This window comes from Ciceribacter thiooxidans, assembly GCF_014126615.1.
GTDB lineage: Bacteria > Pseudomonadota > Alphaproteobacteria > Rhizobiales > Rhizobiaceae > Allorhizobium > Allorhizobium thiooxidans.
The window spans coordinates 293,744-311,634 of sequence record NZ_CP059896.1; the positions used below are offsets into that span (position 1 = coordinate 293,744).

Consider the following 17,891-nt stretch of genomic DNA (forward strand, 5'->3'; position numbering starts at 1 on the left):
CTTTCTACGCCGTCACGCGAGTGACGACGGCTGATGCAGTAAAGGTGCCCAACTTGTTTTTATACAACCTATCCGCAATCTCAAGCCTCGATTTACGCTTTTCTCGTCGCCCGGGAGACGCTAACCCTTTCGTGCGAGGAGAATTTTGATGACCAAGATGTTGGCGAGTGTTCGGAACCGCCAGGAAGCTGAAGTTGCCCTGCAGATCGGCGCCGATATTATCGATCTCAAGGAGCCGTCGCGCGGTGCGCTCGGCGCCGTCGAGACCAAGGAGATCGCCGAGATCGTCGCTTTCGTGAAAGGCCGCCGGCTCACCAGCGCCGCTTCGGGTGATCTGCCCATGGATGCGGAGGCAGTGCGCGCAAAGGTCGAAGAGTTGGCCTCGACCGGTGTCGATTTCATCAAGATCGGCTTCTTGCCGTCAGAACGACTCGCGGATTGTGCAACGGCGGTTTCCGGCATTGCGGCGCGTCAGAAGCTTGTGGCGGTTCTCTTCGCCGATCATATGTATCCCGTAAACGTGCTCGACGTGTTCGCTGAAGCGGGCTTCCACGGCGTGATGATCGACACGGCTGACAAGACGAAGGGTCGGCTGCTCCAGCATCTGAGTACCGACCGGATAGGCACCTTCGTCGCTGATTGTCATGCCCGCGGACTCACCTCCGGTCTTGCCGGCTCGTTGGAGGCGCCAGACGTCCCGCGGCTTCTTGCCTATAATCCTGATTTCATCGGCTTCCGGGGTGCACTTTGCAGCAATCTGGAGCGCGGCGCGGCGATTGATCGCGACGCGGCGTTGAAGGTGCGGGCGCTGATCCCGGAGGAACAGCCTGCGGATACGCAATCACGCGTCGATTACAAGCTGCTCGCCGCGCGCGGGTACTTTCCGGATGCGTCCGAACTCGGCCTCGGGACCGACAAGATCTTCGTGCGGGACTTTGTTCTTCCGGTGGAAATCGGAGCCTACAGCTTTGAGCACGGCAAAACGCAGCGAATGCGCTTCGACGTGACGGCGGATGTCTTGCGGGTCACCCGCAACCCCGAGGACATGCGGCACGTCGTCTCCTACGACATCATCATGGATGGCATCCGCTCACTCGTTGCGCGCGGCCATGTCGAGCTGGTCGAAACGCTGGCCGAGCAGATCGCCGCGTTCGTGCTCGAGAATCCGCGTGTGACCAATGTCGTCGTGCGGGCGGAAAAGCTGGAGCTCGGCCCGGGTGGCGTCGGGGTGATCATCGAGCGCAAGCAGGACCGGCAGAATGCAGTGAGGGCGGGGGAGAGATCCGGCGGGCAGGCGGCTGGCCGACAGGGGCAGGGAGCCCTGCCGTCATGAAGCCGCTGGTCGTGAAACTGGGAGGAAGCACGGCCGGCAGCAACGAGATGCAGCAATGGATCGATCTCCTCGCGGATGCTTCCTTGCCTTTGGTTCTGGTGCCTGGGGGCGGTGCTTTTGCAGACCATATACGGGCGATGCAGAAGCCGCTCGGCTATTCCGACGAGGCTGCTCATGACATGGCGATTCTTGCGATGGACCAGTTCGGCCTTGTCGTCGCCGAGCGGAGCGAGCGGTTCCGGCCAAGTATGACGATCCGTGACATGGAGCAGGCGTGGAACGCCGGTCTCGTGCCGGTCTGGCTGCCGTCGACAATGACGCGCGGAGCGCCCGACATCCTGCGATCATGGCGCGTAACCTCCGACTCACTGGCCGCCTGGCTGGCCGGGCGTATCGGGGCTGAAAGTCTTCTCCTGATCAAGCAGGCGACGATTGATCCCGCCGAGATGGAGCTGGATACGCTCGTGGCCCGGCACTTGGTCGACGACTACCTGCCACGTGCCCTGGATGATGAAACGAAGCTTTACCTTGCGGGGCCGGAAAGCCTGGGAAGTGCGCGGGATGTTCTTGCTGCTTCGGACGTTCCGGGCCGTCTCGTTGTCCGCGAGGCACTCGAGGAGGTTCTCGGGTCATGACGCGTCTCGAAACGCCGCGCTGGGCCTGGGTGTTGACCGGCTCCGGACACTTCTTCGTTGAAAGTTTCGAGCTTATCCATGCGCTTACGCACTGCGATATCTTCGTGTCGAAGGCTGCGGCCGAGGTGCTGCGGATGTACAAGCTGAAGCTGGATTTCCCGGATACCATGCGGGTGCTGCACGACAAGACGGCAAGCTCGGTCCCCGTCGGGAGCTTCTATCACGGTGTCTACCACACCGTGGTCATCGCACCCGCAACCTCCAACACGGTCGCTAAATGTGTCGTCGGTATTTCCGACACCTTGGCGACGAACGTCTATGCGCAGGCCGGAAAATGCCGAGTGCCGTCCATCGTCTTTGCCTGCGATACCGCGCCTGAACTCGAAACCATGGCGCCGGGCGGGCTGGTGAAGGTCTATCCTCGCCGGATCGATCTCGAAAACACCGACAAGCTCAAGACCTTCGAGCGTACGCAGGTTGTCGAATCGCTGGCCGAGCTGAGGCTTGCGATTGCACATCGCAAGGAGGCACTTGCCGGCGATGGTTGAACATCTCGTCTTCCTGACCGGACATCTGGCGAAGATCAGGCTCGAGAACGTTCTCGCCGGGCTGGAGAAGAGGGATTTCACCTATGATATCGTCGACATCGGCGTGAAAGTCGCGGCGCTGATGACCGAAGAGATCATTAAACGGCGGCTCAAGTGTCCTTCCGGCGCGGATCGCGTCGTTCTGCCCGGGCGTTTTCGGGGCGACATTGAGCGACTGACGGCGGAATTCGGCGTCCGCTTTGTCCGGGGACCCGATGAGATCGCTGATCTGCCGGCCTTTCTCGGACGCAAGGGCAGGGCGATCGACCTTTCCCGGCATGACGTGCGGATATTTGCCGAGATTGTCGACGCTTCGGCGCTTCCGCTGGACGTTCTGCTGGAGCGTGCCCGCGCCCTGGCTGCGGCAGGAGCCGACGTCATCGATCTCGGATGTCTGCCCGATACGCCTTTCGGGCACTTGCAGGAAGCCATTCGGCGCCTGAAGGCGGAGGGGCTTTCCGTCAGCGTCGATTCCGCCGATCTCGCCGAACTGGAGGCGGCGGCCGAGGCGGGCGCGGATTTTCTCCTGAGTCTTACGGAACACACGCTTGATCTTGCCATCCGTCACAAGGTCACGCCGGTCCTGATCCCTGCCATTCCGGGTGATCTCGACTCTCTCGGGCGTGTCATCGAGATGGCGCGCGAGGCGGGCATCGACTTCATCGTCGATCCGGTCCTCGATCCCATCCATTTCGGTTTTGCAGCTTCGCTCGGCCGCTTCATCGAGGCGCGCCGGCGCTGGCCGGACGCCCCGATGCTGATGGGCACGGGGAACCTGACCGAGCTCACGGATGCGGATTCCTCCGGCGTTACGGCCGTGCTTCTCGGCCTTTGTTCCGAGCTCTCGATCGGCAACGTGCTGGTCGTCAATGTCAGCCCGCACACCGTGCGCACGGTGGAAGAGCATGATCGCGCGCGGCGGATTATGCATGCGGCGAAGCGTGACGGTGCTCTGCCGAAGGGCTACGATCAGGGGCTGCTGCAGGTGCATGATCGCAAGCCGTTTCCCTTTACGACGAATGACATCGAGGCTCTGGCGAACACTGTCCGCGACGCCAACTTCCGCATCATGACGGCGGCGGACGGCGTACATGTCTTCAATGTGCGGGGCCACCGGACCGGACAGGATGTGTTCTCCTTCTTTCCCGATCTCAACGTTGCTACCGACGGTGCGCACGCCTTCTATCTCGGCGCGGAGCTCACCAAGGCGGAGATCGCCTGGAAGCTCGGCAAGCGGTACGTACAGGACGAGCCGTTGGCCTGGGGTGTTGCCGTTCCGGAAAAGACAGACGACCGGACGCGGCTCGCCGAGGCGGGCCACACGCTCCGCGCGAAGAAGGAGGGCAAGTGAGCTATATTCGCGAAGTGATCGTGACCACTGTCGATGCCGCCGGCGCTCCCCACATTGCGCCGCTCGGCATCATTGCCGAGGGCGACGGCTGGGTGATTGCTCCCTTCCGCCCCTCCCGAACGCTCGATAACCTCGCCGCCGTGCCGTTCGCCATCGCAAACTATACGGATGACATGCTGGTCTTTGCGGGTTGCCTCACCGGGCGGAAGGACTGGCCGCTCGTACCTGTCGCCGACTGGCCGGTGCCGCGGCTGCAATCGGCGCTCAGCCATTCACTGCTGCAAGTGGACTCGGTCGATGACGACGGCGGGCGCCCACGGCATTTCTGCAAGGTCGTCGGCGAGGCAATGCATGCGCCTTTCACAGGGCTCAACCGAGCCAAGGCCGCCGTGCTGGAACTCGCCATTCTGGTGAGCCGGTTGCACATGCTGCCCAAGGACAAGATCGATCGGGAGATTGACTATCTCAAGATTGCGATCGACAAGACATCCGGCCCCGACGAGCAGATGGCTTGGAACTGGCTTATGGAGCGGGTCGAGCAGTACCGGGCGGCAGACTAGACCACATCCGCAGACTTGCTGATCTGCGCCGCTGCGAGCAAGGCCACGGCCGCGGCCGGCGCCGCCTTGCAGGCCGCGTCGCGCGCAGGTTCGACGGCGCTGATCAGCGTGCCGAAATCGACAAACGGCCGTTCCAGCCGTGCGGCGAGTCTCCGGATCTGCGGTCGCCCGATGCCGGCGCCAATCACGGGGGCTCCGCGGGCGAGCCGATGATCGGTCGCGACGCGGAAAGCACCGTCATGCACCATGCGCAACTGATGCTCGCTGAACCAGAGCGCGATGTCGCTCCACTCCTCGGTCGAGAGGTCCGGCCCGTCGCGGCCAATCATCCGTGCCAGCCGGCCGATCGATCCGGCGACCGTCTTTTCCCTCCGGTCGGCTGAGGGATACTGGTCATCCGCCTCGTCGAGCATTCCGAGAATACGCGCGATGTCGGCCGTGTTGGCGAAGTATTCATTCATCAGCGGCGTCATCGTGCCACGAACCGGGACAAGATTGGCGATGCCGATCAGTGCCGATCGCGCGAAGCCGGTGTAGACCAGTTCGCCGGACAAGAGGCGTTCCGCGTCGGCATAGCCCGTGTTTGCCACCTTGCCGTCCCGCAGTGCGACGATATCGGTCGTCGTCGATCCCATGTCGACGAACAGTGCTTCTCCGACCACGCTTGCGGCGAGCGCCGCTGTTGCGTGCCAGTTCGCGGAGGCGATGTCGGGCGCGAGGCCGCGTGCACGCAGCGTGTCGACAAAGCCTGAACGGCCGGCGTAGATGAACGTGTTCCGGACGCCGAATTCTTCTTCAATTAGGGTGAGAATACCTTCCACGCCCTCGGATCTGTCGGAAAATCCGTCGGAAAGCTCGGCCGTCATAGTAAAGGCATTTGCCGCACCCGCCGGAACGTCCGTCCGCAGGGTTCCGATGCCGTTGCGGACCTCTTCGATGCCGAGCCACATGGAAGTCTTCAGCGTGGCCGCATGCGTGATGACGCCGTTCTCGCAGAGCGCCATCTTCAGATGAGCGCCGCCGATATCCCATCCGGCGACAAAGCGCTTTCCTTCTGCGAATTTCCGGTCTTCCATGGAGCGGTCGTCCTCTCTGGGGTTTCCGTTCGTGCTTATCATTCCGGTTCTCGACATCAAAGATGCTCTCGTTGTCCATGCCCGCTGCGGCGAACGACAGGCGTATCGCGCGATCGAAACGCCGTTGAGCCTTCGTCCCGTCCTCGAGGATGTCGCGAATGGCTTACGCAGTGTCTATCGCTTTCCCATCTTCTATGTCGCTGATCTCGATGCGATCGCTGGCAGTACGGGAGACTGCAGCGCTGCCCTTCGTCTCGCGCATCTGCGTCCGGCGCCGGGAGTCTGGCTCGACGCCGGCTTCCCGAGTTCGGAAAGCCTTGCGCGTGCGCACGCCTTGCCTGGCGTGGCGCCGGTCGTCGGGTCGGAATCGCTTGCCGACGCCCATTTCCTCGCCCACTTCTCGGCCTATCCTCGCGCAATTCTCTCTCTCGACTTCCGCGACGAGCAGTTCACTGGACCGGACGAGGTCCTTGCCCGCTCGGACCTCTGGCCCTCCCGCATCATTGTCATGACGCTTGCCCGCGTCGGTTCTGGAACGGGACCGGATTTCGCCCGGCTTGCAGAGATCAAGGCGAGGGCGGGTGGACGGCAGGTCGTCGCCGCAGGTGGCGTACGCGACGCGGCAGACCTGAGGCGACTTTCGGACATGGGTATCGCGGCCGCGCTCGTCGCCACGTCCCTTCACGACGGTACCCTGACGCGTGATGTGATTGCCGGAATGATGGACGGGATGGATGTCGTCGTCGAGGACGGATGACAGAATGGAAAGAGGGAGACCTCCCTCTTTCCACGTTTCAGAATCCGAAGATCTTAGCCAACCGGCGCAACAGGCCATCCGAATTCACAGAGGGCGTGCTCTGTGCGGGGTTGTCTCGTGTCTAGGCACCGAAGGGATGCTTGACCTGATCGCGTTGCGCGGTCGCCTCGGCAGCCGTCGGTTTGCCGGTAACGGCACGCTGGATGGCTTCCTTGGTCGCCCTGTAGTTGAAGTCCTGGATCTTGGCGTCGTCATCCGCTTCCCAGTGGATGAATACGCCGACGCAGATGAAGACGTCGTCTGCTTCGTCCGCGGGAATGGTGCCGTCCGCGACGCTGTCCTGTACCGCCTTGGCGACGCCATACTGGGCGGGACCGAACATCTGGACGGCCTGCTTGGCCCCCTTGATGGTCACCTTGTTGAACATCACGGTGTTGGGTTTGCAAGGCAGATTGGGCGCAATAACTGCAAGGAGGGAGGTAAATCCGTCCTTGTTGTTCGTCAGGGCATTGCAGAATGCAGACTCGACCGCACTGCCGCGCGGGCCGATGAGAAGGTCGATATGAGCGACTTCGTTACCGTCGCCAATAAGAGATTCGCCAACCAGAACTTTATTGATTTTTGCCACGGCCATGTACCTCCCTGTACCGTTCCAAAATGGTTTGTCCAAAGATGCCGTACCTTCGAGACACGACGCTCGATGGACAGCTATCCTTGTTCACAGCACCCTTTGTACTCGGGTCGGTTGGCCAGATAGCAGCAGAAGCCCAATCTTCCGCCGGAGAAATTCAAGCACTTACCTGCGAATTATGCAAGACGAAGTTGAGCTTCGCGGTGAAAACTGTCGCGACGGTCAGGTCCGCCGATGTGCCGGGGTTGACGCTTGCAGCCTTCAACCTTCGGTCGAAGTCGACAAGCAATTCGAGCCGCTTCATCTCATCGGAAATCGCGCGCGTTTTTTCCGCAATCGAAGTTGCTTCCAGACGGACGTTCTCAGCCGTTGCGGTGCCATGCTTGCGGGCCACATGGCTGTCGGGAATTCCGAGAGGAAGTGCAGATAGGTAAAGACGGTAGGCCACATGCCCGTTTCTCCACCTTTCTCGGCCGTGCGGTAGGCGGCAAGTCCGCCTGAGAAGATGTTGGCAAAGTCGCTCACGTATTGCCGAGCGATCAGATCGCGGTCAGTGGCTTCCCGCATAGCGACAAGGAGTGGCACTCGCGGCGGTTCCGCGACGTCGTTTTCCGCCTCGCCAAGCCCACCGGGATTGGCGAGCGTGATCGCCCGGAAGACGTCTCGCGCATCGTCGCCGTTCATTGATCCGAGCACATCCGCCAAGTCTCTCTGCAAGTCGTCTCCACTGGCTTCTGCGGCCTTGGCGAGAGGCGCGCACAGCAGGACGATGCCGAGATTTGTGTTGGTGCCGACGACTTCCCGCGTCGCGTGGATTGCGTCCAGAATTCGTCGCCCGACCGGCCACCCGGGATGGCAGACTGCAGACGCCGAGACCTCGGCGCTGTCCAGAAACTGTTGCGCCGACATGCGGTGTCCATCGGCGAAGCGATGCACGTTGCCGGGCTTCAGCGCCTCGATCTCCAGCCGGCAGGCCTCGCGATAGGCTGCGTCGATTTCGGCGGATTTCGGCATCAGGCGGCAGGCCTTTCGCCTTCTGCCGGCGAAAGATGCGCGACCAGCGCTTCCGCTATGTGGTCTGCGACCCGCACGGGGATCACTGACTGCAGGCCCGTCCATGCCGGCATGCTGTTGACCTCGAGAAGCTGGAGCCGGCCGTCGGCCGCCGGGATGATGTCGATGCCGGCAAAATCCGTACCGATCGCGGCAGCCGCCGATAGCGCCAGTGACTCCAGCGCAGGGCGAAGCGGTCCCGTTACCGGCTCCGCATGCGCACCTCTCGCGATATTGGTGACCCAGCCGTCGGCACGGCGTACGATCATGCCGAGGACGGTACCGTTGCAGGTAAAGACGCGGTAGTCGCAAAAGGTCGTGCCCGGCCGCGCCACGTACCGCTGCAGGTAATAGACGTCATCGACTTCAAGGCCATCCGGCAACTGCTCGACCGTTTCGATCAGCCGCACGCCCCGGCCTTGGGAGCCGAAGAGCGGTTTGAGGACCAGCGGCCCCTTCGGAAGCTCCCGTTCCGCAATGGCGCGTGCGTTGGCAATCGTCTCCACGGCGAAGGTCTCCGGCACGGGCAGTCCCGCGCGAGCCATCAAGAACGTCGTTGTCGACTTATCGACGCAGCGCTCGATCGCCTTTGCCGAATTCCACACCGGTACGCCGAGATGGCTGAACGCGTGCAGGATCCCGAGGCGCCGCGTGACGGCTTCAAAACTGCCGGAGGAGATCGAGCGGACGATGACCGCCGCCGGCAAGGCCCCGTCGAATCCCGGAATGGCGATGCCGGACACGTGGCGGGAATCGAACGCGATATCGGCAAGCCGCAGGAAGACGGCGTCCATGCCGAGCCGGGCAAGCGCGGCGCTCAACTGCTGCACCTGGCTGTCGGTGCGGTCGGACGTAATCAGTATCTTGTCCCGCAGGACCGGCGGTGTCATTTCAGCCAAGGGACTGCTCCAACATGTCGATATTCGCCTTGCCGGCGCGGAAGGTTTCACCGGTCTCGATCGCCGTGACGATCACTTCGGCCGGGCTGAAGAGGTGTGGGTCTATGGCGTAGAAGTCGCCGTTGAACTTGCGAAAGATTTCCGAGAATGGCTGGCCGTAGTCTCTCGATCCGTCACTTGTCAGATGTTCGGCAAGATTGCGGGCAGCCGCTACGGAACCCCGGACGAACAGCTGGACGAGGCCGCCATAGATGATTGCATCGTTCGTGCGCCCCATCGCCTTCAGGAAGTCGGGATGCGGTGCCGGGATCGGCGCCTTTCCGATGCCGTCGACGATGGCATCCAGCGGGAATTTCAGGTCGTGTGCCTTGTGCAGCGCCACCTCCAGTACGCGGCCGACGATCTGGACGCAGCCGGCGATGCTCTGCGTCGGCGCATAGACGAAGGTGAGCTGGTCTGGCGCGAGCCCGGCGGCCCTGGCCACCTTTTCGACGATGGCGGCGGGCGGCGGCGTTGCGGTCTCCAGAACGACCACCGAGCTTTCGGTAGCTGGTTCCCTGTAGCCGATTTCATCGAAGAGCGGCTCGACGCGGGCGAGCGCCCGCACAGGTCCCGAGCCCATGGCGAAATATTTCTCGTGGCTCAGTTGCCATCCGGCATACTGGCTGGCAAGGCAGGCGAGGACCGGTTGGGACGAGCGAACCTCGATCGAAAGCGGCCAGCGCGAGGAATGTCGGTCGAGACTTACCGATGTGCTGCCGAGTCCGCCCATGCAGATATCGATCATGCGGAGCCCGGCCTCGAGTGAGCCGTGGCTTTGTGCACCAGCGTCGATCAGGTGTTCTCCGAGGCTGCCGCGGCTGTGGCTGATGCCGAGCCGTCCCGCTTCGGCGACCATCCGGTCGACGACCTGTTGCGCACTTCTATTCAGGAAGGCTTCTCCGTCCCTCATCCTGTGATCTCCTCCCAATGAGGTGCCAGTTCGCTGATCCGCGTCATGACGGCCTTCGTGGCCGCCGCAGCGGAGTGGGCTCGTGCCAGCACGGTGCAGACCGGATCGCCCGCGTCGAGCTCGGAGCCGGGGCGCTGATGGTCTGCCGTCAGCGGCGGCCATTCCAGCTCGGGAAAACGCGGAATCGGCTGCGCGGCATAGGCGATCGCCGACGCCATTGCGCCACGGTAACGGGGGATGTCGATACGCTCGCCGCGCACCGCGCGAAGATGTTGGGTCAGCAGTGGCGTGTCATCTCCGTCGAAAATGTCGAGCGTCGCACCGGGTCTCGGGTTGATCTCCAGAAGAAACGTTCCTTCCGGTCCGTCGATGAAGTCCGCGCTGCAGAGCCCGACCAGCCCCGTCCGGGCGACGATATCATTCAGCCAGCGGCTGATCTTCGCCCCCTTTGCGCGCGGAAGACGCGGGAGGCGAACGGCGCCGCCGTAGCGGAAAGGGCTGCCCATCGAGGGCGAGGGCCACTGGCGGCTGTAGCCGACGATGTATGCACCACCGCGGTCTGCGAGGAACAGTGCGGAAAGGCCGATCCCGGCAACATACCGCTGGAAATAGCTGCCCGGCGGAAAGGGTCCGGCAGAGGTGGCCAGCCGCACATGAGAGCCGCCTGCACCGCCCGAAATCTTGGTCAGCCAGTCCTGCCGATCATCCGGGGCATCGAAGCGTATTTCCGGGTGGAGGATGCCGATCCCGGCGCAGAGCGACGCAAGCGACGAGGGGTCCTTCACCCGCCGGACGGTGTCGGTGCTGTTGCCGGCGACCGGGAAGGCGCTGGCGAGCAGGTCGATAAGGTCCGGTCGTCGTTCGAAACCAGACCCGTAGACCAATGCCTCCGGTCTGTCCTCTCCGACCAGGTTCCGGAGGCTCGGCACGATCTCCGTTCCGTCGATCCCCTCCTGCAAACTGCCCGGCAGGATAGCCACGCGTTCGGCCAGGCGACAGGTGTCCGTGTCGTTGAAGAGATCGGCCACGAGGACGCGATAACCTGCGCGGCGGGCCGCCGTTGCGAGCGACCGTCCGGAAATCGCCACCACCAGGATCACGGGGCTATTTGGCGAGACTGCGAGCAAGGGTGAATGCATCCTGGAAATCAAAGATGACGGGTTTTTCGGCGGAGATCATCCGTGCGAACAGACCCGCTTGGGTCTTGTACTTGACGTTGCCGATCGAGAGGGGACCGATGCCAACCGCCTGTCCATCGAGGGGCTCGCCGTTGGCATTGACCTTGAGCCCTTCGATGCCTGCCGGCGGGACGGCGTTCACGTCCGCGGCAACGAGGAGCGTCTCGGCCGATCTCATTTGTTTCGACGAGATTACCTGTACGCCCGCCTTTGCCGCGGTCAATAGGATTTCCGCCGTCGCGAGGATCGCCGTCTTGTCGTCTTCGCTCGAGCCGTCGACGGCCTCGACATCTACCCCGAAGCGCTCCCTTATGGATCGCGCAATGTGCCGGACACGTTCGACGCCGTCATGGCCGATGATGGTGACAACGGCGCCTTCCTTTGCCGCGATGACGGCGGTGCAGTAGCCGACGACTCCGGTCGCGCCGAAGACCGCTACCTTTGCGCCTTTGAGATCGCGGCCGTGTTGTTTCGTTAGCGCCTTCTCGACCTTGGCCACCATCGCGGCCGCTGTCGTGAAGGAGCCGGCGGGATCGGCGAACACCGAGACCTCGAACGGCGGGACCATGGCCTTTCTTGCTGCGTCGAGCATGTCAAGCGCCAGCGCCGCGTCCTTGCCGGCAAGAAAGATCCCCGTTGCCACGCCTGCCTCCGGCGGCCGCGAGAAGATGGCATCTTGCACGAGATTGCCGACGTCGGCGAGCGTTACGTCGGTATAGGGGATGACGTGATCATATCCCGCATCGAGCGCTATGTTGACGTCGAATGGGCTCATCTGCTTCAGCGGCGTGAGCATGTGGAGAATGGTCTTGCGGCTCAACGTTCGTGTTCCTCCTCAGTGAAAGCGCCCTTGTCTCAAGCCGAACTGCGGCGGCATCACCGTCTGGGTGATTTTCGCACCGAGATTTCGTGCAGGCACGATGCGAGTGCTGAGGCCCGGCTGGTCGATGCCGGCATCGTCGACGATCTGTTCGGCTGCCTCCTGCGACTCGCTGAAGGCAAAACCGGTCGGTCCCCAGGAACTTTGTCCGATACCGACTGCACCGTGAACCGCAAGCTTGCGGACGGCGGTTTCGACCGCCTTGCTGGTGAACAGCCCACCCTGTGCGGGGGCGAAGTAACGGCCGATCTCGTACTGGATCGTCTCGACCGCCTTTCCGAAGCTCGCGAGATCACCTTCCAGCAAGGAGGGCATCAGCGCCATCAATGTCGTGCGGCAGATGGTCGAGGAACTCGTCTCGGCGAACAGTGGAAGGGCACGGAAGGCGGTGATCTCGGCCTCGCCGTGGATGCCCTCATGGTGATGGTCGAACACGAGGATGATCCGCCAGTTCTCCGGAAACGGAATCCGCGAGATCACGGTGGGCGCCTGGTCGTCTTGCCCCTTGCCTGCGTCGATGATCAGACCGCCCCGATCGAAAGCTGCGATGCCTATACCGGAACGGGTGCCGCGGCCGAGAAAGACGGCGTCGTCGCGAACGGCGAACGGGAGTTGATGCAGCGTCCTCAACGCGGCGGATATGGCCAGCGCGAGCTGCGTTCCCGATCCGAGGCCAGAATGACTCGGGATCGTGCGGTGTACGATGACCTTGTGATGACTGTCGATCCCGAGATGGGCGCTCAGCTTAGCGAGATGCGCGCGAATACGCGCCTGCTCCTCGCCCTCGATGCTTGTCTCACGCGACCTGGCGACCGTCAGCACCGTGGCGATCGTCTCGAGCGGAAGGCCTATGCTGCCGAAACGCCCGCTCGACTTTCCCGGAATGTCGAGGAAACCGAGATGCAAGCGTGCAGGGACTTGAATGGTGACGGAGTCCGACATTTGATGTAATTCTAACAATCTAGAATATCGGGCCCGTGGATATGATATCGTCTTTTGGTCGCAGCGCAAGCGGCGTGATCAAAGAATGAGGGAGGCCATGTCGATGAACGACCGCACCGATGCCGCCGGCAAGGCGGACCGCGTCTACTCCGAAGCCGAGATCCTCGAGAGGCTCAAGCGTGAACTGCCGCACTGGCGTTACGAGGATGGCTGGCTGCGCCGCAAGTACAAGACCCACAGCTGGAAATCGACGCTGATGGTCATCAACACGGTTGGCCACCTGGCCGAAGCCGCCTGGCATCACCCTGACCTCAAGGCTTCCTACGCCTGGGTCGAGGTCAAGCTGATGACGCACGTGGCCAAGGGGATCACCGACAAGGACTTCGAACTCGCCCGTAAAATCGAGGAAGTCGTGCAGTGGCAACCCGGCAGGGAAGGCAGTGCCCTGGAAGGTACCCCGCGGACGGATCAGCGGTTTGCCTACTTGAAGTACGACGACTGATCGGCGATTTTGATCTCGGGCGGGGGTTCACTTTCTCAGAGAATTGGCTAGAATCTAGACCGGCACCAGAAAGTTGTGGGGTATGTCGGTTGCGTGGATAGGCAACCAGGCAGTTTCATTGACAGCCGCAATTCAGGAGACGGCAAAGCTTCTGGTTTCGTGCCGCTGCCCGGTTATTTCAGTTGATTCGGATATTCATGGTTGTCGAAGTGTGATCGCGCTGGCCGAACGGGTCGGGGCGGCTTACGATCACGTTCGCGGAAGCGAACTCGCCGAAGAAGCGGCGCTCTTCACCGATCATGGCGGCTTTTTCACGACCCCGCTCGAAACGCGCCGCAGGGCGGACCTGATCGTACTGGTCGGTGAAATTCCGGCCGCTCATCATGAATTGCTCCTCTCTTGGCATGAGGTGCGCCCGGATCTTGCTCCTTCGCATAAGCGGCGCTGGTTCCATATATCGGGCGCAAGACGCGAGGAATCCGCATCCGAGATCTCCTCTGTATTGAAGCGGGTCAAGGCAAGCGTGGTCGAGGCGTCCGCTCAACCGCTCGCTGCCGTTCTCGCCTCCGCACGTGCCGGCCTCGGCGGCAGGAAGAGCGTCGGGACCGTCGAGGGGCTGGATGAACTTGCTGCGGCGCTCCAAAAGGCTGCTTTTCCCGTCTTTGTTTTTTCCGGCCGGCAGCAGGGAATTTTCACGCTTGCCATGCTGCAAGGACTAGTCAGTGATCTCAATCGCAGCCGCCGTGCCACCAGCCTCTTTCTTCCTTCCGACGACAAGGCTTGGGGGCTGCTGCTCGCGTCCGTCTGGATGACCGGCTTTCCGCCGAGGACCGGATTCGGTACCGGCAAGCCAGTCTATGATCCGCGGCTCGCCAATATCGGGCGAATGATCGCGGAGCGCGAAGCCGATTTGCAGCTCTTGGTAATGGACGGAGACGGCGATCCGCCGGCACAGCGACGCGGCCTGCCGCTGGTCGCCTTCCTGCCGACCGACCGCCCGGCCGCCGGTGCTGCGGTGACCATCAAGATCGGACGGGCCGGCATCGACCATGACGGCGTCTTCTATTCCAGCCGTATCGGAACGCTGTCGGCCGTGAACGCGTCCGCGCCCTCCGATCGTCCGCCTCTTTCTGCGGTTCTTCGCGAACTGGCGGATGCCCTGACGGAAAGGGAGGCGCTGCCGTGCTGATCCGACTGGCGGGAGGAGAGGTCGTCGACCCGGTAAACGGCGAGAGCCGACGGCGGGACGTATGGATCCGCGACGGCTTGATCGTCGAGAGGCCGGAAGGCCGGCGTGCCGACAAGACCTTCGACGTTTCCGGCTGTGTGGTGATGGCCGGGGCAATCGACATTCATTCCCATGTCGGCGGCGGCAATGTGAACACGGCGCGCCTGCTGCTGCCCGAGCACCATCGCGCTCATCAGGCCCGCCCGTTGCACACCCCGCTCTCGAACGCCGGCTGGTCGACCTTCCGGACCGGGACGCTCTATGCGCAGATGGGTTTCACCACGGTGGTCGAGCCGGCGATGAACCCGCTCAACGCGCTCCACACGCACCTGGAACTCTCCGACATTCCGATCATCGACAAAGCGACGCTTGCGATCCTCGGCAACGACGATTTCCTCCTCTCGATGATCCGGGACAACGAGCCGGCGGCGATGGTCGACGATTACGTCGCCTGGACCGTCTCGTCCTCACGGTCGCTGGGGGTGAAGGTGATCAATGCCGGTGGTGCGGCGGCTTTCAAGGAAAACGTTCGCGCTTTTTCCTTCGACGATGTTGTGCCGGCCTATGGCGTCAGCTCGCGCAGGATCGTCAAGACGCTGCAGGCTGCCGTTGGCCGTCTCGGCATTCCGCATCCGCTCCACGTTCACGCAAACAATCTCGGCATACCCGGCAATGCCGCAACGGCGGCGGAGACCATCAGCGCCGCCGAGGGGGAACGGCTCCACCTCGCGCACTTGCAGTTCTATGGGTACGGGACGGAGGGGAAACGTGGCTTCTCCTCCGAGGCGACACGGCTCGCCGAACTCGTCAACGGAACTCCCGAAGTCACGATCGATGTCGGGCAGGTCATGTTCGGCCAGACGGTGACGATCTCCTCGGACGTTACTCGCCAATTCTCGGCCATCGGCCATGCGAGCCCGCGCAAGTCCGTCATCTATGACGGAGATGCGAACGGTGGCGGGATCGTGCCCTACCGCTACAAGCAGGACTATTACGGCTCGCTCCAATGGGCGATCGGGCTCGAACTTTTCCTGCTGATCAACGATCCCTGGCGCGTGTTCTTCACTACGGATCATCCGAACGGTGCGCCGTTCACCACCTATCCGGAACTTTTTGAACTCCTGATGAGCCGCGAGGCGCGGGATATCCAATCGGAGAAGCTCAACCAGTCGGCGTTGCGGCACTCGACGCTTTCTTCGATCACGCGTGAATACACGTTCGACGAGATTGCCATCATGACCCGCGCCGCCCCGGCGAGGCTCCTCGGCCTCAAGGATCGTGGTCATCTCGGTGCGGGCGCCGTTGCCGACGTTGCGGTCTACAGGCGGGGCAAGGACATCGCCCGGATGTTCCGCGAGGCGGCGCTGGTCTTCAAGAACGGCGATCTCGTGGTTCAGGACGGAACCGTAACTCACTATCGGTGGGGCAAGGCACTGCGGCTCGATCCGCCGCAGGACAGGGCGATGACCCGCCGCCTCGCCGACTATTTCGAAAGCCGCTACGGGCTCGGCCTCGACTGGTTTACGTTTCCGGAAACGGCCATCTCCCGCGCCGACGCCTTCGCGGAGGTCCCATGCAACAGCTGATCCGCAATGGAGTCGTTATCGACGATACGTTTGCCGAGGCCTTCGGCATGCGGGCGACCGCCATCATCATTACCGCTCCGACGCTCAAATGGGCCCGGCAGGCGGCGATCACGATGACCGGCTTTGCCACCTCGGTCATCGGCTGCGGATGCGAGGCGGGCATTGACATGGACCTGTCCGAGACCGAGACGCCGGACGGCCGCCCCGGTTGCCGGGTCATGCTGTTCGCGATGGGAACGGACGAGTTGCAGAAGCAGCTGAAAACGCGTCTGGGGCAATGTGTTCTGACCTCGCCCGGCAGCGCCTGCTTTGCGGGTCTGGAAGGCAGTGCTCCACTCGATCTCGGTTCGGCACTCCGCTACTTCGGCGACGGCTGGCAGATATCCAAGAAATTCGGCGGCAGGCATTACTGGCGTGTCCCCGTGATGGATGGAGAGTTCCTCTGTGAGGCGACGACGGGGCTGACCAAGCAGGCCGTGGGCGGCGGCAACATGCTGCTTCTCGCCGCCGACTGGGCGCGAGCGCTCAAGGCAGCCGAGACCGCCGTTGCCGCCATCGAGAAGGTTCCGGGGGTCATCATGCCCTTCCCGGGCGGGATCGTGCGCTCCGGCTCGAAGGTCGGCGGTAAGTACAAGGGGATGATGGCGTCGACCAACGACGCCTTCGCGCCGACGCTCAAGGGAGCTGTGAAGACGGCGCTCGAGCCCGGCACCAATGCGGTGCTGGAGATCGTGATCGACGGCGAGACCAGCGATGCGGTCTCGGACGCGATGCGTGCGGGACTGAAGGCCGTCGTCAAACTCGGACCGAAACAGGGGGCCCTCAGGATCAGCGCCGGCAATTACGGCGGCAAGCTCGGCAAGTTCCATTACCACCTCAGGGAGCTGCTGCCATGAAGCCGCTGACGTTTAGGCTTCTCGCGGAGCCCGGGGAAAGGCTCGATCTATCGGCGCTCGTTCCGGATCGTTTGGCAGGTCAGCCGGTGTCGGATATCGCCGCCCTTCCGGTCGGAACGACGCGGACTGGCGTCAAGGTCGGCGACCTCTTCAGGATAACGGGCAAGGATGCATCGTCCCTTGTCTTTGACGGAGGATCGCGGCGCTTCGATCAGGTCGGAGCGGGCATGACGTCCGGCAGCATCCGGGTCGTCGGGGACGTCGGTTTCAGGGCGGGACGGGCAATGGGCGGCGGTACGCTGGTCATCGAGGGCAGCGCGGGCGAGGAACTCGGTTCCGGTCTCTCGGGCGGCCGTATCGAGGTGACCGGCAATGCCGGGGATCGCCTCGGTGCTCCGCTGGCCGGTGAGTTGCAGGGTGTCAGTGGCGGGACGATCGTCGTTCGTGGCAAAGCCGGGCATCGTGCCGGAGAGAAAATGCGGCGCGGACTGATCGCGGTGCTCAAGGGATGCGGCGATCATCTCGGCCTCGGCATGATCGCCGGAACCATCGTCGTCACGGGACGGGTCGGTGCCATGCCCGGTTATCTGATGAAACGTGGCTCGTTGCTCCTCGACCGGCGGCCGGACGTACTTTCGCCGACATTCGTCGACGGCGGCAACGCGGACATCGCGTTCTCCGGCCTGTTCGACCGTTTCCTGATTGCGGAAAAAATTCTCGACAAGCCGTTGCTGGGAACCGCGCCGACCCGCATTTGCGGCGACAATGCCGTGTTCGGAAAGGGCGAGATCATGTTTCGCCGCCGCCGATGAGCTTTCCGCAGTCGAGCCTCCTGCTTGACTTGT

At 62.8% G+C, this 17,891-nt stretch carries 19 protein-coding genes and 1 pseudogene; 11 read left to right on the plus strand and 9 right to left on the minus strand.

All coding sequences use genetic code 11. The features are described 5' to 3' along the window. Window positions 1-148: 148 nt before the first annotated feature. From H4I97_RS01360 to H4I97_RS01380, 5 genes are read left to right on the plus strand one after another with little or no spacing between them, the layout of a single operon-like run. On the plus strand, window positions 149-1,333 hold the full coding sequence (locus H4I97_RS01360) for a (5-formylfuran-3-yl)methyl phosphate synthase (RefSeq protein WP_182306182.1): 1,185 nt from the start codon (window positions 149-151) through the stop codon (window positions 1,331-1,333). Further along, on the plus strand, window positions 1,330-1,968 hold the full coding sequence (locus tag H4I97_RS01365) for an amino acid kinase family protein (RefSeq protein ID WP_182306183.1): 639 nt from the start codon (window positions 1,330-1,332) through the stop codon (window positions 1,966-1,968). Before H4I97_RS01360 ends, H4I97_RS01365 begins: the two co-directional genes overlap by 4 nt. Continuing rightward, the gene (locus H4I97_RS01370; RefSeq protein ID WP_182306184.1) at window positions 1,965-2,516 is read left to right on the plus strand and encodes a flavoprotein; all 552 of its coding nucleotides are present in this window, start codon (window positions 1,965-1,967) and stop codon (window positions 2,514-2,516) included. The genes H4I97_RS01365 and H4I97_RS01370 overlap by 4 nt, the downstream gene beginning before the upstream one ends. Then, complete coding sequence (locus H4I97_RS01375; RefSeq protein WP_182306185.1) at window positions 2,509-3,906, plus strand: DUF6513 domain-containing protein; 1,398 nt, start codon at window positions 2,509-2,511, stop codon at window positions 3,904-3,906. The genes H4I97_RS01370 and H4I97_RS01375 overlap by 8 nt, the downstream gene beginning before the upstream one ends. After that, window positions 3,903-4,466, plus strand: a complete 564-nt coding sequence (locus H4I97_RS01380) for a DUF447 domain-containing protein (RefSeq protein ID WP_182306186.1) — start codon at window positions 3,903-3,905, stop codon at window positions 4,464-4,466. Before H4I97_RS01375 ends, H4I97_RS01380 begins: the two co-directional genes overlap by 4 nt. Here the strand turns inward: H4I97_RS01380 and H4I97_RS01385 are convergent. After that, a complete protein-coding gene (locus tag H4I97_RS01385; protein WP_182306187.1) occupies window positions 4,463-5,542 on the minus strand; it encodes a hydantoinase/oxoprolinase family protein in 1,080 nt (359 codons plus the stop codon). The two genes, H4I97_RS01380 and H4I97_RS01385, sit on opposite strands and share 4 nt — an antisense overlap. A gap of 31 nt (window positions 5,543-5,573) precedes the next feature. On the opposite strand from H4I97_RS01385, the gene H4I97_RS01390 reads away from it, so the two are divergent. Then, window positions 5,574-6,299, plus strand: a complete 726-nt coding sequence (locus H4I97_RS01390; RefSeq protein ID WP_182306188.1) for a HisA/HisF-related TIM barrel protein — start codon at window positions 5,574-5,576, stop codon at window positions 6,297-6,299. A gap of 121 nt (window positions 6,300-6,420) precedes the next feature. Here the strand turns inward: H4I97_RS01390 and fae are convergent, their stop codons facing one another. The 7 genes and pseudogenes from fae to H4I97_RS01425 form a co-directional block, all read right to left on the minus strand. After that, window positions 6,421-6,927, minus strand: a complete 507-nt coding sequence (gene fae / locus H4I97_RS01395) for a formaldehyde-activating enzyme (RefSeq protein ID WP_182307507.1) — start codon at window positions 6,925-6,927, stop codon at window positions 6,421-6,423. 160 nt (window positions 6,928-7,087) lie between these two features. After that, window positions 7,088-8,049: pseudogene (locus H4I97_RS01400) on the minus strand (triphosphoribosyl-dephospho-CoA synthase). After that, complete coding sequence (locus H4I97_RS01405; protein WP_244658750.1) at window positions 7,944-8,873, minus strand: ATP-grasp domain-containing protein; 930 nt, start codon at window positions 8,871-8,873, stop codon at window positions 7,944-7,946. Before H4I97_RS01405 ends, H4I97_RS01400 begins: the two are co-directional and overlap by 106 nt. 1 nt (window position 8,874) lies before the next feature. Beyond that, window positions 8,875-9,834, minus strand: coding sequence for a methenyltetrahydromethanopterin cyclohydrolase (gene mch, locus H4I97_RS01410; RefSeq protein ID WP_182306189.1), 960 nt, complete (start codon window positions 9,832-9,834; stop codon window positions 8,875-8,877). After that, window positions 9,831-10,961 carry an ATP-grasp domain-containing protein gene (locus H4I97_RS01415; protein WP_182306190.1) on the minus strand — a complete coding sequence of 377 codons (1,131 nt, stop codon included), beginning with the start codon at window positions 10,959-10,961 and terminating at the stop codon, window positions 9,831-9,833. Before H4I97_RS01415 ends, mch begins: the two co-directional genes overlap by 4 nt. After that, entirely contained in the window at window positions 10,939-11,832 is an 894-nt protein-coding gene (locus H4I97_RS01420; RefSeq protein ID WP_182306191.1) for an NAD(P)-dependent methylenetetrahydromethanopterin dehydrogenase, read from the minus strand. Before H4I97_RS01420 ends, H4I97_RS01415 begins: the two co-directional genes overlap by 23 nt. A 15-nt stretch (window positions 11,833-11,847) precedes the next feature. Continuing rightward, window positions 11,848-12,834 (minus strand): beta-ribofuranosylaminobenzene 5'-phosphate synthase family protein, encoded by a 987-nt coding sequence (locus tag H4I97_RS01425; protein ID WP_182306192.1) that lies wholly within the window; start codon window positions 12,832-12,834, stop codon window positions 11,848-11,850. Window positions 12,835-12,937: 103 nt separating this feature from the next. Here H4I97_RS01425 and H4I97_RS01430 point away from each other — a divergent pair, with 103 nt between their 5' ends. Then, entirely contained in the window at window positions 12,938-13,336 is a 399-nt protein-coding gene (locus tag H4I97_RS01430) for a 4a-hydroxytetrahydrobiopterin dehydratase (RefSeq protein ID WP_182306193.1), read from the plus strand. Between the two features lie 178 nt (window positions 13,337-13,514). Here H4I97_RS01430 and H4I97_RS01435 read toward each other — a convergent pair whose 3' ends face one another. Continuing rightward, entirely contained in the window at window positions 13,515-13,721 is a 207-nt protein-coding gene (locus H4I97_RS01435; RefSeq protein WP_182306194.1) for a hypothetical protein, read from the minus strand. 117 nt (window positions 13,722-13,838) lie between these two features. Between H4I97_RS01435 and H4I97_RS01440 the strand changes: the two genes are divergently transcribed. Genes H4I97_RS01440 through H4I97_RS01455 form a run of 4 tightly spaced genes read left to right on the plus strand, consistent with a single transcriptional unit; the run spans window position 13,839 to window position 17,858 of the window. Next, complete coding sequence (locus H4I97_RS01440; RefSeq protein ID WP_182306195.1) at window positions 13,839-14,525, plus strand: molybdopterin-binding domain-containing protein; 687 nt, start codon at window positions 13,839-13,841, stop codon at window positions 14,523-14,525. Continuing rightward, on the plus strand, window positions 14,519-16,150 hold the full coding sequence (locus H4I97_RS01445) for a formylmethanofuran dehydrogenase subunit A (protein WP_182306196.1): 1,632 nt from the start codon (window positions 14,519-14,521) through the stop codon (window positions 16,148-16,150). The genes H4I97_RS01440 and H4I97_RS01445 overlap by 7 nt, the downstream gene beginning before the upstream one ends. Beyond that, a complete protein-coding gene (fhcD, locus tag H4I97_RS01450; RefSeq protein ID WP_182306197.1) occupies window positions 16,138-17,046 on the plus strand; it encodes a formylmethanofuran--tetrahydromethanopterin N-formyltransferase in 909 nt (302 codons plus the stop codon). Before H4I97_RS01445 ends, fhcD begins: the two co-directional genes overlap by 13 nt. Then, entirely contained in the window at window positions 17,043-17,858 is an 816-nt protein-coding gene (locus H4I97_RS01455) for a formylmethanofuran dehydrogenase subunit C (RefSeq protein WP_182306198.1), read from the plus strand. Before fhcD ends, H4I97_RS01455 begins: the two co-directional genes overlap by 4 nt. The last annotated feature ends 33 nt before the right edge of the window (window positions 17,859-17,891 follow it).